Genomic DNA, 14,039 nt, shown 5'->3' with positions numbered 1-14,039 from the left:
CTAGCCTTACAGGAAGCGATTAAACTAGCCGCCCCAGCCAAAGCTCATCTGCGCCTTGTTCATGTAATTGATGAGAATATGGTCAATTATACAGAAGGCTATATTGATTTCGACACCTTGGCTGCTGCTTATAAACGACAAGGGAAAATTTAGACCAAGCCAGTGCTTTAGTACGTGATGCCAAGATCAAATGCGATAATTGTCTTATCGAACCAAAGCTTGAAGGACGTCTCGCGGAGAAAATCGTAGCAGAAGCTGAGCGTTGGCCCGCTGACTTGCTCGTTATAGGAACTCATGGCCGTCGTGGCTTTAGCCATTTGTTTTTGGGGAGTGTCGCAGAAAGTGTAATCCGCATTGCCACCTCGCCTATCTTACTTATCCGCAGTCACTAAGAACCTAACAGTCTAACCTTTCATTATTAATTTTAGTTAGCATTTTATTAATCTTTATATTCATAAAGTTATGGTGAAAAAACCCTACCTTTATTATACTTTTTTGTTCGTTCTTTACTGTATGGAAAAACCATGTTACGGAAAACCATGATCGTTTTTATTTTATTGCCTTTATCATGCTGGAGCGCTGGTTTTTATGCAGGCGCAGGTGCTGGGCCTGACATTATTGATTTTAAGCAATATGCTTTTATTAGATCCCAGCATACCCCTCCGAATTTTGATGTCATCGATAAAACACATAAAACAGGCAAAGGAGTTTTTGGTTCCTTATTTGCAGGTCATGGCTGGCAACATGGGTGCTGGTATTTAGCAGCTGAGACAAATGTGAATGTGAGTACCGTTGAATTTGATTCCGCTAATAATGAATACGTTAACCTGAATATCACGGATACAACCTTCGAAATGCCTTACAGCTATGGCTTAAGTGCTTTACCAGGATTCCTGTTTTCCGAAACATTCCTCTTCTATGGCCGTGCGGGCTACGTAAATGGTCGTTTTAAAATTACTACCAGGGATAATTCACTCGCCAGCATTCATAGAAATCTTGGCGGCTTTCGTGCAGGTTTAGGTATGAATCAAAAATTTACCGAACATCTTGTTCTAAGAATGGAGTATTCTTACCTTCATTATAAAAAGACAACGTTTGCTGTACTTAACAATGAAACATTAAAAACAACGACTATTACTCCGACAGGGAATCTAGTCGAATTTGGAGTAGTATACAATCTTAGTTAGTGGAAAAATTTATAAATCACTCAATTTGAATTGGGTGATTTCCATAACTGGAGAAGTTCCATAAAAGCGGCACAAAGCATTGCGAAATAAATCGGCACGCCTGGGCAATCCCCGCCTGCAATAAGTAGTGGCTTGTTCATACACCGCCTGCTTAAACGCATCAGTATCTGCTTCACCGCCATTAAGATTATCGATGCTAACTCGAAAGCGGTGCCCCGTTGCAACAGAAAGTATCCACTCCATCGCTTGAGGCTTGACCTCCATCGCTTGAAATAATGTTTGTTGCTCCGGCGAGCGGCCATCCGGAAGATACCAATAACCAAAATCAATCTGCTTTCTACGCTCTTTGCCAGCAATAAACCAATGCGCACATTCATGCAGGGCGCTACTAAAAAACCATGCGCAAAAAATAGCGTGATAAGGGCGTTGCTCGTCAGCTGGCAGGTAAATAGGCTCGTCGCCCCCTTTAACCAAGCGAGTATTATATTCTTCTGCAAAACAAGTATTAAAAACAGTAATTAAATCTTGATAATGATGCACCTTACTACTCATAGGCTGTGAAATCGATCTTCTTTATGTTGTTGGCTTCTACTAAAAAACGGGTATTCATGTCAATCATAAATTGTTATTAGCCCAAAAAATATTATAATGCCATTTCGTTTATTATCAGATGAAAATAACATGGCATCCGCTTTAGAATTAGCATTCAGTTATTTTAGAAGAACACAACCAGTCTCTACACCGCTTCCTACTCTAGGAGTGAATAACCAGCTTAATAAATTACAAAAAGATTCAGAGCAGTATTTTACGATTGGAGTAAATGCGCAAGCAACAGACGGTATTCTTGCCGTTCAAGTAGTTCATGCTTTTGATCCAGACAACGAGTCGCATATGCGCTTCATGAATGATTGCACTGCTTTATTGCAACAAAAATCAAAAGCACTCAAAGAACTTGATCAAACCATTATGGGCAGTGTTCTTGTTGGTGTAGTCGCCTCCAGTTTGTCCTTTCTTCCTTTAGTTGGATATTTAAGTTGGGCAGGCTGGGGCTCAGCGATATATCACTTAAGCCAACGCTCTCTTGCTTATACTGAATATCAAGAAGCATTAAAACTTTCTGTGGCTTGCTGTAATTGGAGTCTTGGACCGCAAGAAGGGCGAATAGCAACTAAAGACGTTTTACAAAACAATCCAGGCATTCGCAATATGATGGTTACCCTTTACCCGGTTCTTACGCGTATACAAATAACACACTTCATTGCAAATGATATTGAAAGCGCCTACGTCGCAGAGCTCAACAAATATGAGAGCAGTTATAAAATACCTAATCTAACAACATTTGCCCCTTCCCGCGACGCGCCCCCTTCCCGTGATGAAAACATCGCTTTAAGTAAAAAAGGTGCTGAATTTAACCGCTGTGTTTATGGTTTTAACAAAGGTTCAGCAATGGATTTCGTCGACGCTTTTGTGTCGTTCCTTCCTGATTTGTATAATGCAGCTTGCTACGGTTGCAGGCAAGTACAGCGCAAGTGGCAAGAATATAATGCTCCCAGCGTAGAGCAAAGATCAACCCAGCTCTAGTTGCCCTAAACCCTGGAAGCACCTTCTGATAGAAGGTGTCTCCAGGGTCTTTCAAGACATCATCAAATTAATTCTCAAAACTGAAAAAATTCACTAGTTTTCCTAAACAACTGCTATCTTTTAATTAGGCATGCTCTGCTAGAAAAAGAGGAAAAACGGATGAAAACCTCAATTTTGGATAGTATAGGAATCTTGATCCTCAGCTTGGTTACTCATGCAGTCTCTGCGCAAACTACCTTGATTAGCGATTACAGCCAGTTGCTCACAGCCTTAGAGCGAGGTGATGATGTGAAGGCCATTCTCCATTTTGATAAATGCCAACTTGATCCAAATTCGGCCGCTGCCCACATTCTTCCTAAATTAAAAGGAGCCAGTACCCGATTTAATTTTAATGAATATACCCACTACAAATTACAAGTAGATAACCAGGAAAAAGATATTATTGCTACCTCTATCACCATGCTGATAGAACATCCTCATGGCGAATTTTGGAATAATTATGCTCGCTTGCGTATATTTGAAGACAATTCAGCAGAACTCCATGTAGCCTATTATGATCCTCTCACTGATGAAAAACAGTTAGGCATGGATTGGAGATGCCATCTAAGTAACGGGAAAGATGGCAATGGGATTATGATATTTGATACCAGTAATTAATTATCATCGTTCTATACTGTTACTTATTCGATCTGACCAATTCTTGTGTTTTACCTTGATATCCACTATGTTTTTAAATTAGAATTTTTAGGGATAAAAACATGAAATTTAGTTCTTTTAACCTACTGAAAAAACTTTTTTGTTTATTGGTACTGAACTGTTTTCTTGGTAATGCCTATTCTGGTCAAACCCAAAACCATTAGTTGCCAACAAGAATACGCTCTCTGCACCTCAGCAGCCTGCGTACCCGATCCAAGACACCCTCGTTACGCACTGTGCACTTGCGTTGTTAAAAATGACATCAGCCTGGGATTTACTTCTTGTGATAAGCGAGAACCCAAGATTAATAAATACAAAATTAAACGTATTCGCTCTTCTTTTCTTTGGCTCAATTTAGCCAAAAGAAAGGCATGACGTGTCCTGAAGGCTCACCATGGACTAATTGTCTTGACTCCCCTTGTACTGTTAATCCCAGAACCCCCAGTCAAGCCATCTGCAGTTGTAAAATTCATCATAAAAAACCATTCATTACCTTGGGTGGTGATTGTAATACGTCCAGTTGCGCAACAGGATATTGGGCGGGCTCTACCAAAACGAAGAGCACTCTCTTGAGAAATACCTTATTGGAGAAACTTAATATGAATAAAGATCCCTGGCCATATGCAGCCTGTCCCAGTGCTACCACCAAACATTAAGTAATGGGGTTGTACCCATTACTTAATTACTCACAATCAAACCTGCAACTTGTTAAGTAATAATCAGGTTGCAATCAATTCACACATCCCTCATCTCAATGGCCTACATTCGGATCAATAGTCTTAAACAGCTCTGCATTGTCGCTATAATCAATCGGCACATCTACCAATACCGGTTTCTTCTGCGCCATGGCTTCCTGAAAATATCCTGAAACTCGTCTGGCTTAGTCAACTCCAAACCAATCGCTCCGAATGCAGCAGCAAAATCAGGAATGTTAACCTGTCCCAACGTCACACCACTAATACGATGATATTTCATTAATTCTTGCTCCAGAACCATGTTGTAACTTCCATCACGCCAGATGAAATGCACGAAATGCAGTTTTTCCCGCACAGCCGTTTCTAACTCCATAGCACTAATAAAAAACCTCCATCGCCTGAAATTGACACTACTTTTTCATGAGGAATAGCGTAGTTACTAGCAATTGCCCAGGGAAGAGCAACGCCTAAGGTTTGCTGGCCGTTACTAAATAATAATTGATGCGGGCGGAAAGAAAAAAATAACGTGCCATCCACATATACACGGTACCAATATCACAACAAACCGTTGTTGAATCATCAACCGCCTGCCGTAACTCATAGATGAAGCGTAGAAGATGAATAGGTGAAGTCTTGTAGTCTTTACCTGAGTCAATTTTATCAAGCAAAGTTTGACGTGCCTGAATTATTTTCCTATTACTTAGAACTTGTTCACGTTTTTCTAGATGAGAAGCAAGACTATTAATATTCGTTGCAATATCACCTAATACCTCACAAGCAGGATGATAAGATAGATGTATATCACAAGCATGATAATCGATATGAATTACCGTTTTTTATTGGTCGCATTCCAAATTTCTGGATCATATTCCACGGGATTATAACCTATAGTCAGTACAACATCAGCAATATCCAGCAATTGATCCCCAGGCTGATTTTTAAATAATCCCCATCGCCCCATAAACAGATCGACATACTCTTTCGAAACGACCCCAGCCGCTTGATAGATACCGATTAACGCAAAAGGATGTTTTTTGAGTAACGCTCGAATCGCCTTAGCGTTATTCTGGCGACTTGCTTCCATACCCAATAATATGACGGGTTGCTTTGCTTGATTAATTAAGGCAGCGGCTTGTGCAATTAGCTCTTTTGGCGCCTCTCCATACTCTGGTGCAGCAATGCCAGGAATCGGTTTACAATCAGTACTATCAGACAACACGTCTTGCGGCAAACTGATAAAACAGGCTCCACTGTAAGGAGTAAGAGCGGTGCGAAATGCGTTCGCAACAATTTCCGGGATATTATCCGACCCAATGAGCCTCAACACTGCTCTTAGTCACTGCCTCCATCAGTTTAACGTTATTTGTTCCTTGATGGGATTGTTTCAGACTCATTGAACGCGCAACATTACCACCAATGGCGACCACTGGATCACCTTCTGTGGTTGCTGTTAGCAACCCAGTGACAAGATTGGCTACGCCAGGTCCAGAAGTCACTAAAACAACACCAGGTTTCCCGGTTAAACGACCATAGGCTGCTGCAATAAATGCTGTATTTTGCTCATGCCGACAGACAATCAGTTTAATACGAGAATCAACCAAGGCATTAAATACTGCATCAATTTTAGCGCCAGGAATTCCAAATACGTATTCCACACCTTGTTCTTCCAAGCATTTAACAAGTAATTGACCGCCTGTCATTTTTGCTACGAAAGATTCCTTGATGTATTAAGCAAATAGATAATAACTTTCTTTATAACACTAGCCAGAAGAGCGCGCAAACCTATAAAAGGCATTTGCCCCCCTAAGCATGATGCACAAATTATTGATAAAACAGCTAAGGATGCAAGTTGTTTTGAACGTCATCTTCCGTATCAATCGGATCTAACTTAGACTCTTTAATTTTTTAATTTCATATTCAGTATCAATGGGACCTATAATAGGTTTGTCAGAACCTGGATTAGCTTCATTATTTTTTGCTATTTCAAGCGGCATATCATTGGGGTCATCATTCTTCTCAAGGCTATCCTGCACACGCATTTCCCTTATTACACTTTGGTCTGCTTCATACGAAGAATCAGCAGTATTGGCTATGCCAGCCTCATTTTTTCGCAGTAATTCAGCTAATTGTTTGGGATAGATAGGAATAGGCATGATAACTCACAAAAAAAGTAATTCTTTATTAGTATAGTTTTATTTTACAATTTTTGACTTTATTTTATACAGATGAAACAGATGGTGCTGAACAAATCGTGCTCGATGAGCGTATCCATGTCAGCTCTTAAGGAGCCTAGAACAAGCTTTTTAAACAGAAGAAATACCTGTAGTTGACACTATCAACAACATTTCCTCATCAGACAGATCTAAAAATATCTTGATTTTTTAGTCATCCTATTAAATCTGCACGCACTTAATAATCATGAGGTAGATTTAAATGTTCGGCTTTTTTAACCAAAAAAGTGCCTGGCGTGCTGGAATGCAAGCTTACCATGCACTCGCTTTCACTTATGCAGCTTATGAGCTTTATACTAATCCAACGTCCTTGGCTGAAAACGGCCTGACAATGTTTGTCAGCGCAGTATCCGGCCTGAGTTTATCAGAGCATAACAATATCTTTGCTGATCTTGGCGGAGCAGCACTGAATACCACTCAGATAGGCGCCGTTTATAATGGTGTTACATCCGGTTGTACACTTGTTCCAGGACTATTTAATGCTGTGAAGACCGTTGGCAGCTTGGTGAGTACGGGAGTTTCTGTCTTCACAAGTTGTCCCGATGAACCAAGTACTGCAAGCGCTAAATTAAACTAACGTTAGCTAGTAGGCTCAAATAGAGTGCCCATATATTGTTTAGCATGCTGAATGCAGAGTTGCTTTTCATCATTAAAAATCCATTTCGGTGCGTTCCGTGCTTCCGTAATGAGATGATCGGTGAACACTACTTTATTTTCTAAAGCATAAGATAAGAGTAAGGAAAATGGCATTTGGCGGCTAAAGAAGAATTGATGGAATCGACTATGTTCCCTATTTGCTGGCATATATGCTGTAATGTATTGAATGGGTTCACATAATTTGCAAGAGAAAAGCGAGTACTGTTGTTATAACCCGTGAGCCCCCTATTATTAAAAGTCAGGCGCAACCTATTAGCTATTTTTCTTCGGATCTCTTCAATCTGGGTAAGAAAAAAGGGTACTCAACATCTTTAGCCGGAATAATATCCATCAAAAAAAGCACTATAGGCTGCTGCACCTCCACAATATTTTCAATCATGTAGGACAGTTCCATATAAAATCTTGCTTCGTCGTATAACCTAGGTAAGTGTATTGGTCCTAGGTTCGGAATTAGCAACTGGCACATGCTATCAACATGGAGAGAATCCTAATGGAGAGCCTTTAACGCCGGTGCATCTTAACAATGTGGGTAATCGTTGGATATACCAAATTACCATAATTACCCTATTGATTACCCTAGATTTCTAACAGTAAGGATTTTTTAATTAATTGCGCTAAATTACGTGCTTGCATTTTGAGCATAATTTTCCGACGATGCAATTCTACAGTGGAGATAGCTATATCTAATTCCATTGCAATTTGCTTATTTAAATAACCGTCAACAACTAAATGCATGACCTGACGCTCTCGTTCAGTTAACGAGGCAAATTGTTTGGCCACCTCCGTCATTTGCTGGTAGTTTCGATTAACCTCGCTTTTACTGGCCAGAATAGTTTGGATTTTTTCGAGTAAAAATTGCTCATTAAAAGGTTTTGTTATGAATTCTTTTGCTCCAATCTGCATTGCTTGTACCGCCATTGGAATATCTCCGTGCCCGGTAATCATAATAACAGAAGGCCGATCGCTACGCTGGCATAATAATTTAAGTACCTCCATGCCGCTCATAGCAGGCATACGTACATCCAATAAAACACAACCCTCTTCCAGCTTATCGGAATGCTCAAGAAACTCATAAGGATCAAGAAATGTTTTTACTGCCAACTTTACGGATTTTAAAAGCCATTCTAGTGCATTCGCCACATCCAGATCATCTTCAACAATATATACAGTACTAGCCATTATTTGCTTCCACAATGTAAGGTAGGCTAAATCTGCATATAGCACCTTCGTCAATGAGATTATTTTCTATATACAACGTTCCGCCATGCGCTTTGATGATATTACGGCAAATAGATAAACCCACACCCATACCATATTCTTTCGTGCTATAAAATGGGGTAAATAAATTTTCAACAACATTTTGTGAGATGCCTGGCCCATTATCCATGATAAAAACATTTATCTCGTCGTTCACTGTTTCTATTTTGATAGTTAATGTTGGTTGCCGGGTATTGGACTCTAACATAGCCTCAAGGGCATTATTGATAAGATTCAAAAAGACTTGTTTGATTTGATTGGGATCCAAGATGACCTTTGTCAGGTTTTTATCAAAATCATAATTTACGGTTACAGCAAAATCGAATGAAAACCGCGCTATTTTGACTGCATGTTCTGCTACTGTAATTAAATCAACGGGTTCATAATGCAGTTCTCCATGGGTAACAAAACGCTTAATACGCTTGATAATCTTACCCATCAAATCAACCTGTTTAAGAGCAGCTTCTAAAACGTTAGTGAGTTCTTCTTTATCAATATCATTCTGTTTCAGGCGGCGTACACTGCCACTGAGATAGGTGTTGGTAACCAGTAATGGCTGGGAAATTTCATGGGTTAACGTTGATGCAATTTCTCCTAACACATAACAACGTGACAAGCGCGTAAGTGTCGTTTGTTGTCGTCGCGCCAATTCTTGAATATTTTTTGATCTGTAATAAAACACCAAGTACCAATCATTTTAATCGGTTTTCTAGCAGCATCGCGGATATAACGACCACGGGCAGCAACCCATTCATAACGGCCATTCATGAGTCGAACGCGAAACTCGGCATTATAATCATCATGAAGAGCAAAGGCTTCTTCCAACTCCTTTGCAATACGTTCGCGATCATCAGGGTGCAACCGTGTAAGAAAATGGTTTAATCTACCAATTTCCCCCTCATGACCACCTAAAACAGATAACGACTCTGAATAGCCAAAATCAACGACATCGTCTGAGATGAGATCCCACTCCCAGATATTTAATTTACCCGCATCCAACAATTCTCTAATGTGTTCATAAGAGATTTCAAATGGCGGAGGATCAGCCACTGTGCATTTTGAGCATTTATTTATGGTTTTCATAATTACTCAATATAGAAAAAATCTAATTATATCAATAAATTAAACAAATTGACACAAGTTTGCTCGTAGTGGTTTCTCAATTACCTAAGGTTGAATTTTATGACTATACTTCTACCTAGATTAAAGAGCTTAATACTATATGATGATTCAAGATTAAACAAATATTGTTCTCATTACAGACGATTAATACTTTAAAGTATCACTGAATCCAACTAGCTACTGTTGACAGCCATCTTAAGTCTAAACTAAGGTAATCACAACGCTTTAAGGAAAATCAATATGAAAAACCCGTCTGTGTCGTTGTAGGAGTTGGTCCAGGCAATGGGGCTGCTTTTGCAACTTGCTTTAGTCAACAAAACTATAAAGTAGCTCTATTGGCACGTACAAGTGATTTTACCACGAAGCTTGCGCTTGAGCTTAAAGACGCACACGCTTACGAATGTGATGTCAGTGATGCTCGCTCTATCCAAGAGGCCTTTAATAAAATCACCAACGAATTAGGGGAAATTGATATTGTCATCTATAACGCTGGCTCAGGAAGCTGGGGAAATATTGAAGAAATTAAACCAGACGCCTTTGAAGCAAGTTGGCGTGTTAATACATTCGGTTTATTGACTATCGGCCAAACTGTTATTCCTGGGATGAAGAAAAAGGCCGCGGCAGCATTATTGTTATTGGTGCGACTGCCTCTAAACGTGGAGGCATTAATACTGCAGCCTTTGCATCTGCCAAAGCTGCTCAACGAAGCCTTACTGAATCGATGGCAAAATATTTATGGCCCTTTGGCATTCATGTGGCTCTGATCATTATAGATGGCATCGTTGATTTACCAAACACACGCCAACGCATGCCTGATAAAACAGATGATTTTTTGTTAAACCAAATGATGTGGCAAATACCGTTTTTTGGCTGACTCAACAACCTGCTTCAGCATGGTCTTTTGAAGTCGAAGCACGTCCTTTTGGAGAGATTTGGTAGAAAAAGACAGGTATGATTAAAATTAAACTTCTTTTATTAGGTAAAAATGATCAAATTTTTAGCTGACATTGGGGTGATAATCACCGCTATTTTGCACCTTTGGTTTTTCATCCTTGAGTTTTTTCTCTGGAAAAAACCTCTTGGCCGCAAAGTGTTTCGAACACAACCAGACTTTGCTTTTCAATCTGCATCACTTGCAGCCAACCAAGGTATTTATAATGGCTTTCTAAGTGCAGGACTGCTCTGGGGTTTACTAGCTTCCGATCCCATTGAAGCATTCCATGTGAAATTATTCTTCTTAAGTTGCATTTTAATTGCCGGAATTGCTGGAGGGCTCCTCGTTAATTTAAGAATCCTGGTTATCCAAGCTTTTCCAGCTTTGATTACCTTGTTCTTATTACTCATGTAATGACAAGCCCCACAAGGAGATTTGGAGTTTAATTGAGCTAAGTTTAAAAACAGATTAGCACTTATCCTTAGCAGGCCAAGCAACTAATAATCTGTAATAACGAGGATAAAAAAGCACTCTCTAATAAAAATCTAAGATATACTAATGATATTAGGAGCCTTTTTGGAATTTTCTTGAATACATCTCCATTTAATATTTATAAATATATTGCAACCAGTAATTGGCGTGGCCTCGGTGAAATTACTTTGAATTTGTTTACTTATTATGGGATTAGTTATTTTACAGGTTGCTATCAGTAACCACTACTGGCCTCTATTCATCTTCATCATTCCACTTGCCTTTCTATTTACACGTCTTTTTGTGCTTCAACATGATTTAGGGCATGGAAATCTTTTTAAAAAAGAAAATATAATGATTGGATTGGCGTTTTTACTGGGATTATCCTTTTTACACCTTATTATTATTGGCGAAAAGCACACGCTATTCATCATGCCAATGGTGGTAATGCAGATAACCGCCCCTGGGTAGGTGATATAAAACTTCTCACCGTTAGAGAATACAAAGCCAAAAGCCGTTGGGGCAAATTGGTTTATCAACTATATCGAAATAGCTTTGTGATGTTTTTCTCGGCTGGATTTACGTCTTTGGCATTGATCAGCGCTTTTTTCGTAAACGAAAAGGCTTTGGTAAAAAAGAACACCGAAGCGTTGTACTTACTAATTTAGGTATTATTCTTCTCTACGGTCCTCTCATTGCCACAGCAGGCCTGAAGTTTTTTACTAGCCATCCTATTACCACAATGGCTTGCTGGTGCATTGGGAATTTATTTATTCTATGTACAGCATAATTTTAAACATAGATATTTTGTTTCAAGTAAAGAATGGAATTTGCATGATTCGGCATTAAAAGGAAGCACCTACTATGATTTACCCCAGCCCTTCAAGTGGCTGACAGCAAATATTGGTTACCATCATATCCATACACTGGCACCTAAAATTCCCTTTTATAAACTAGCGCAATGCCATAAAGAAAATGACTATTTCAGTACCGTTCCCAAATTTGGATTAAAAAATACAAAAGAATTGATATCTCTCAAGCTCTACGATGAAGAAAGAGGTCAAATGATTACCTGGAAGGAATACAAAGCGCTTTACTAGGGGCTGGGGTTATGGACAGAACATCGGGCGATTTAAGAAATTGCTCTGCTAAGAAAACAATGCTATCGAGACTACGCATTAATTCACCTTTTACAGGATTATAAGAGTCTGTCTCATATTTGGAACGCAGCATTGCTAAAGGGAAAAGAACTGAGCTTATCACCTTACATAAAGAATCACAAAAATAATTTGCCGTATCGAGGAAAAAATCCGGACTGCCACAATATTTTGATTTTTCATCATAATAGAAAGAGCTTGCTAATACGCTAGCTAAACCCATTAACGGCGCATAAACTAATCCGCCGATGCCACTAAAGAAATCTACGAATAAATTTCCCCCGGAAAAATTGCCTATTTTAATCTCTATCTCGTCGCCACCACGAATAGAAGGAACCCGAGCAGATTGACTTTTTATTGCCCTGACTAACTGAATTACCGTTACATAATTCGGTTGTGACTGATTAAGTTCGGTAACAATCGCTTCAGCTTGCTTAAGTAGCTCTTGATAGTGGCGTTCTTGTTTAGAAGCATTCTCAAATTCAAGCCGGGCGATATTAGTATTGCCTATTGAAATTCGCCAAGAAAAATCCTTTCTTGCACGGAACCAAGATGGTGTTTCTATGGGTGTTTGCAGATCGAGCTCTCGAGATCGCATGCCAGTTTTTTCTGCTACTACAAGTAAATGAGCCCACCTGTCTTGATGGTAGGCTGCAAGCTGGGCCTGTAAATGCCTGGCAATTCGCTTAACTTTAGGTTCCTTAAAGAAAAACATAATACAAAAATCCTTTTATCAAAGATAACGAAATCGTAAACTAAAAGAACTAGTAGAGCAAATTGTGTGGATAGAGGTTATTTATTGGATTTACTTTCATTTTTCTCACTGTCCAAATTTTTAATGCTATCGACAAAACATTTGGTTTCGCCACGCCAAGGAGCCACAAACTCTTCACAATGATAGGTAAGAATAACATGCTCATTAGTTTGCATTGCGCGTTCAGCTTGCTCAACAAGCTCCGATTTAAACTGTCCTAAAGTAAAGTGAAATTCTCGACCCGTAGCACCAGTCGCATTATCAAGCCCGCCACGTATCATTTCTCCCTCATAGGTTCCCCAATAACGACCCTCTTTGGCAACCTTCACAATAATTCCTGATTTCTGCCCTGACTTGGTTGTCCAGCATCCAGTTAAGAGGCAGGTACTCATCATGAGTATGGAAAATAATATTTTTCTATTCATAACACTCGACTCCCAAAAGGCACACTCTAACTAATTTTCAATTGTTACACTAGCTGTACGATAAACCAGCCACCATGATTTCTTGTGAATATCAAATCGAATGACTTATAATCAGCTTAGTTTAAGTTAGCGAGCTGTTCCATCTGCAACACCACTCTGATGAATATCTGCAGCAAACTAGTTAGAGGTTGTCGTATTCCTGTTATCTTGGCCGCTTATCAGCTTGATTTTTCTGCGCTCTACTGTGATGCTCTATACGAAATCAAGCCAATAATCACTCAAGTTAGCAAAATATAAATAACCCCTCCGTATAATAACCTTCTTAATGACAGGCTTATGGAAACACAAAAAGAGATTTCTGCCATTTACATCGTCAAACCCGAATTTCTTCATGAATTTTGTCAAGAAATAGAAGAATTTTCTGATGTTGTCGACGATCTGGTATTGTCTTCTGTGAAAAAACTTACTGTTTGCTTTGCCCAGGATATTTGGTTAGAACCTCGCCTTGTGAAATTTCAATCGATTTCTGAGGCAGTTAAAATTCTTCGCCAGGCTGGCCATTTTTGGTATTTGCATCCTATTGCTAAAATAAGACGCTCGCGTCTAATTGCAGAACAATTACGGAAATATCCTCCTCTAACATGCTCTTTTCCACTCCAAACCGAGATTCCTGCCATAGGCAGCTTTAGTCTTTTAGATCAAAATACCTTAATCTACAGTAATAAACGCCTCAAAAAATGGCCTGATGGAAAGTGTTTTTTAATGAAGACAAAACCAATCCCCCCAATCGAGCCTATCTGAAATTATGGGAAGCACTTACCTTCTTAGAAAAATATCCCAAAACAGGAGACTCCGTTTTAGACTTAGGTGCA

The 14,039-nt window shown here is 39.4% G+C and carries 19 protein-coding genes and 4 pseudogenes; 11 read left to right on the top strand and 12 right to left on the bottom strand.

Going from position 1 to position 14,039, the window contains the following annotated elements; translation table 11 throughout:
- The first annotated feature begins 275 nt into the window (after positions 1-275).
- Together BN58_RS37610 and BN58_RS06555 are read left to right on the top strand one after the other, a co-directional pair.
- On the top strand, positions 276-392 hold the full coding sequence (locus BN58_RS37610; RefSeq protein ID WP_232220404.1) for a universal stress protein: 117 nt from the start codon (positions 276-278) through the stop codon (positions 390-392).
- 132 nt (positions 393-524) lie between these two features.
- Complete coding sequence (locus BN58_RS06555) at positions 525-1,187, top strand: outer membrane protein (protein WP_019216146.1); 663 nt, start codon at positions 525-527, stop codon at positions 1,185-1,187.
- 9 nt (positions 1,188-1,196) lie between these two features.
- Here the strand turns inward: BN58_RS06555 and BN58_RS06550 are convergent, their stop codons facing one another.
- A complete protein-coding gene (locus BN58_RS06550; protein WP_026069313.1) occupies positions 1,197-1,727 on the bottom strand; it encodes an elongation factor P hydroxylase in 531 nt (176 codons plus the stop codon).
- A 141-nt stretch (positions 1,728-1,868) separates the two neighbouring features.
- Between BN58_RS06550 and BN58_RS06545 the strand changes: the two genes are divergently transcribed.
- From BN58_RS06545 to BN58_RS28195, 3 genes are all read left to right on the top strand, one after another.
- Positions 1,869-2,768: a hypothetical protein gene (locus BN58_RS06545; RefSeq protein ID WP_026069312.1), complete on the top strand. Its 900-nt coding sequence runs from the start codon at positions 1,869-1,871 to the stop codon at positions 2,766-2,768.
- Positions 2,769-2,927: 159 nt separating this feature from the next.
- Positions 2,928-3,425, top strand: a complete 498-nt coding sequence (locus BN58_RS06540) for a hypothetical protein (RefSeq protein ID WP_019216143.1) — start codon at positions 2,928-2,930, stop codon at positions 3,423-3,425.
- 410 nt (positions 3,426-3,835) lie between these two features.
- Positions 3,836-4,120 (top strand): hypothetical protein, encoded by a 285-nt coding sequence (locus BN58_RS28195; RefSeq protein WP_051131851.1) that lies wholly within the window; start codon positions 3,836-3,838, stop codon positions 4,118-4,120.
- A gap of 163 nt (positions 4,121-4,283) precedes the next feature.
- Here the strand turns inward: BN58_RS28195 and BN58_RS33190 are convergent.
- The 5 genes and pseudogenes from BN58_RS33190 to BN58_RS06510 all read right to left on the bottom strand — a co-directional run bounded on the left by BN58_RS33190 (position 4,284) and on the right by BN58_RS06510 (position 6,312).
- Positions 4,284-4,696 (bottom strand): annotated as a pseudogene (locus BN58_RS33190) (thiamine pyrophosphate-dependent enzyme).
- Positions 4,627-4,827, bottom strand: coding sequence for a hypothetical protein (locus BN58_RS33185; protein ID WP_232220405.1), 201 nt, complete (start codon positions 4,825-4,827; stop codon positions 4,627-4,629). Before BN58_RS33185 ends, BN58_RS33190 begins: the two are co-directional and overlap by 70 nt.
- Before the next feature lie 158 nt (positions 4,828-4,985).
- Positions 4,986-5,483, bottom strand: a complete 498-nt coding sequence (locus BN58_RS33180; RefSeq protein WP_019216142.1) for a hypothetical protein — start codon at positions 5,481-5,483, stop codon at positions 4,986-4,988.
- Positions 5,461-5,859 (bottom strand): thiamine pyrophosphate-binding protein, encoded by a 399-nt coding sequence (locus BN58_RS33175; RefSeq protein ID WP_019216141.1) that lies wholly within the window; start codon positions 5,857-5,859, stop codon positions 5,461-5,463. The genes BN58_RS33180 and BN58_RS33175 overlap by 23 nt, the downstream gene beginning before the upstream one ends.
- Positions 5,860-6,042: 183 nt before the next feature.
- The gene (locus tag BN58_RS06510; RefSeq protein ID WP_019216140.1) at positions 6,043-6,312 is read right to left on the bottom strand and encodes a hypothetical protein; all 270 of its coding nucleotides are present in this window, start codon (positions 6,310-6,312) and stop codon (positions 6,043-6,045) included.
- A 280-nt stretch (positions 6,313-6,592) separates the two neighbouring features.
- On the opposite strand from BN58_RS06510, the gene BN58_RS22750 reads away from it, so the two are divergent.
- Complete coding sequence (locus BN58_RS22750) at positions 6,593-6,967, top strand: hypothetical protein (RefSeq protein ID WP_019216139.1); 375 nt, start codon at positions 6,593-6,595, stop codon at positions 6,965-6,967.
- A 2-nt stretch (positions 6,968-6,969) separates the two neighbouring features.
- Here BN58_RS22750 and BN58_RS30625 read toward each other — a convergent pair whose 3' ends face one another.
- The 4 genes from BN58_RS30625 to BN58_RS30615 all read right to left on the bottom strand — a co-directional run bounded on the left by BN58_RS30625 (position 6,970) and on the right by BN58_RS30615 (position 9,387).
- Positions 6,970-7,194 carry a hypothetical protein gene (locus BN58_RS30625; RefSeq protein WP_156812399.1) on the bottom strand — a complete coding sequence of 75 codons (225 nt, stop codon included), beginning with the start codon at positions 7,192-7,194 and terminating at the stop codon, positions 6,970-6,972.
- Between the two features lie 429 nt (positions 7,195-7,623).
- Positions 7,624-8,226: a response regulator transcription factor gene (locus BN58_RS06490; protein ID WP_019216136.1), complete on the bottom strand. Its 603-nt coding sequence runs from the start codon at positions 8,224-8,226 to the stop codon at positions 7,624-7,626.
- A complete protein-coding gene (locus BN58_RS30620; RefSeq protein ID WP_156812398.1) occupies positions 8,219-8,953 on the bottom strand; it encodes a sensor histidine kinase in 735 nt (244 codons plus the stop codon). Before BN58_RS30620 ends, BN58_RS06490 begins: the two co-directional genes overlap by 8 nt.
- Entirely contained in the window at positions 8,899-9,387 is a 489-nt protein-coding gene (locus BN58_RS30615; RefSeq protein WP_019216134.1) for a PAS domain-containing protein, read from the bottom strand. The genes BN58_RS30620 and BN58_RS30615 overlap by 55 nt, the downstream gene beginning before the upstream one ends.
- 350 nt (positions 9,388-9,737) lie before the next feature.
- Here BN58_RS30615 and BN58_RS22740 point away from each other — a divergent pair.
- The 4 genes and pseudogenes from BN58_RS22740 to BN58_RS33170 all read left to right on the top strand — a co-directional run.
- Positions 9,738-10,300: pseudogene (locus BN58_RS22740) on the top strand (SDR family NAD(P)-dependent oxidoreductase); the annotation flags it as partial.
- A 111-nt stretch (positions 10,301-10,411) separates the two neighbouring features.
- Positions 10,412-10,774 carry a DUF1304 domain-containing protein gene (locus BN58_RS06475; RefSeq protein ID WP_019216132.1) on the top strand — a complete coding sequence of 121 codons (363 nt, stop codon included), beginning with the start codon at positions 10,412-10,414 and terminating at the stop codon, positions 10,772-10,774.
- A 264-nt stretch (positions 10,775-11,038) separates the two neighbouring features.
- Complete coding sequence (locus tag BN58_RS28190) at positions 11,039-11,302, top strand: hypothetical protein (protein WP_026069308.1); 264 nt, start codon at positions 11,039-11,041, stop codon at positions 11,300-11,302.
- Positions 11,194-11,931: pseudogene (locus BN58_RS33170) on the top strand (fatty acid desaturase). The gene BN58_RS28190 and the pseudogene BN58_RS33170 overlap by 109 nt, the downstream one beginning before the upstream one ends.
- On the opposite strand, the gene BN58_RS06460 reads toward BN58_RS33170, so the two are convergent.
- Both BN58_RS06460 and BN58_RS06455 read right to left on the bottom strand, forming a co-directional pair.
- Entirely contained in the window at positions 11,900-12,703 is an 804-nt protein-coding gene (locus BN58_RS06460; protein WP_019216130.1) for a hypothetical protein, read from the bottom strand. The pseudogene BN58_RS33170 and the gene BN58_RS06460 overlap by 32 nt on opposite strands.
- A gap of 77 nt (positions 12,704-12,780) precedes the next feature.
- The gene (locus tag BN58_RS06455; protein ID WP_026069307.1) at positions 12,781-13,167 is read right to left on the bottom strand and encodes a hypothetical protein; all 387 of its coding nucleotides are present in this window, start codon (positions 13,165-13,167) and stop codon (positions 12,781-12,783) included.
- A gap of 336 nt (positions 13,168-13,503) precedes the next feature.
- Between BN58_RS06455 and BN58_RS22730 the strand changes: the two are divergent.
- Positions 13,504-14,039, top strand: a pseudogene (locus BN58_RS22730) (SAM-dependent methyltransferase); the annotation flags it as partial.

Origin of the sequence: Legionella tunisiensis (assembly GCF_000308315.1) — a bacterium.
GTDB lineage: Bacteria > Pseudomonadota > Gammaproteobacteria > Legionellales > Legionellaceae > Tatlockia > Tatlockia tunisiensis.
Note: the sequence above shows the minus strand (reverse complement) of the source record. Positions and strands in the feature narration are given on the sequence as shown.

Bases quoted from the DNA above. Each gene is read 5' to 3' on its own strand.
- BN58_RS28190 (WP_026069308.1), top strand. From the start codon at position 11,039: ATGGGATTAGTTATTTTACAGGTTGCTATCAGTAACCACTACTGGCCT.
- BN58_RS30615 (WP_019216134.1), bottom strand. From the start codon at position 9,387: ATGAAAACCATAAATAAATGCTCAAAATGCACAGTGGCTGATCCTCCG.
- BN58_RS30625 (WP_156812399.1), bottom strand. From the start codon at position 7,194: ATGCCAGCAAATAGGGAACATAGTCGATTCCATCAATTCTTCTTTAGC.
- BN58_RS28195 (WP_051131851.1), top strand. From the start codon at position 3,836: ATGACGTGTCCTGAAGGCTCACCATGGACTAATTGTCTTGACTCCCCT.
- BN58_RS06510 (WP_019216140.1), bottom strand. From the start codon at position 6,312: ATGCCTATTCCTATCTATCCCAAACAATTAGCTGAATTACTGCGAAAA.
- BN58_RS06475 (WP_019216132.1), top strand. From the start codon at position 10,412: ATGATCAAATTTTTAGCTGACATTGGGGTGATAATCACCGCTATTTTG.
- BN58_RS06555 (WP_019216146.1), top strand. From the start codon at position 525: ATGTTACGGAAAACCATGATCGTTTTTATTTTATTGCCTTTATCATGC.
- BN58_RS06545 (WP_026069312.1), top strand. From the start codon at position 1,869: ATGGCATCCGCTTTAGAATTAGCATTCAGTTATTTTAGAAGAACACAA.
- BN58_RS06455 (WP_026069307.1), bottom strand. From the start codon at position 13,167: ATGAATAGAAAAATATTATTTTCCATACTCATGATGAGTACCTGCCTC.
- BN58_RS06460 (WP_019216130.1), bottom strand. From the start codon at position 12,703: ATGTTTTTCTTTAAGGAACCTAAAGTTAAGCGAATTGCCAGGCATTTA.
- BN58_RS22750 (WP_019216139.1), top strand. From the start codon at position 6,593: ATGTTCGGCTTTTTTAACCAAAAAAGTGCCTGGCGTGCTGGAATGCAA.
- BN58_RS06490 (WP_019216136.1), bottom strand. From the start codon at position 8,226: ATGGCTAGTACTGTATATATTGTTGAAGATGATCTGGATGTGGCGAAT.
- BN58_RS33175 (WP_019216141.1), bottom strand. From the start codon at position 5,859: ATGACAGGCGGTCAATTACTTGTTAAATGCTTGGAAGAACAAGGTGTG.
- BN58_RS06540 (WP_019216143.1), top strand. From the start codon at position 2,928: ATGAAAACCTCAATTTTGGATAGTATAGGAATCTTGATCCTCAGCTTG.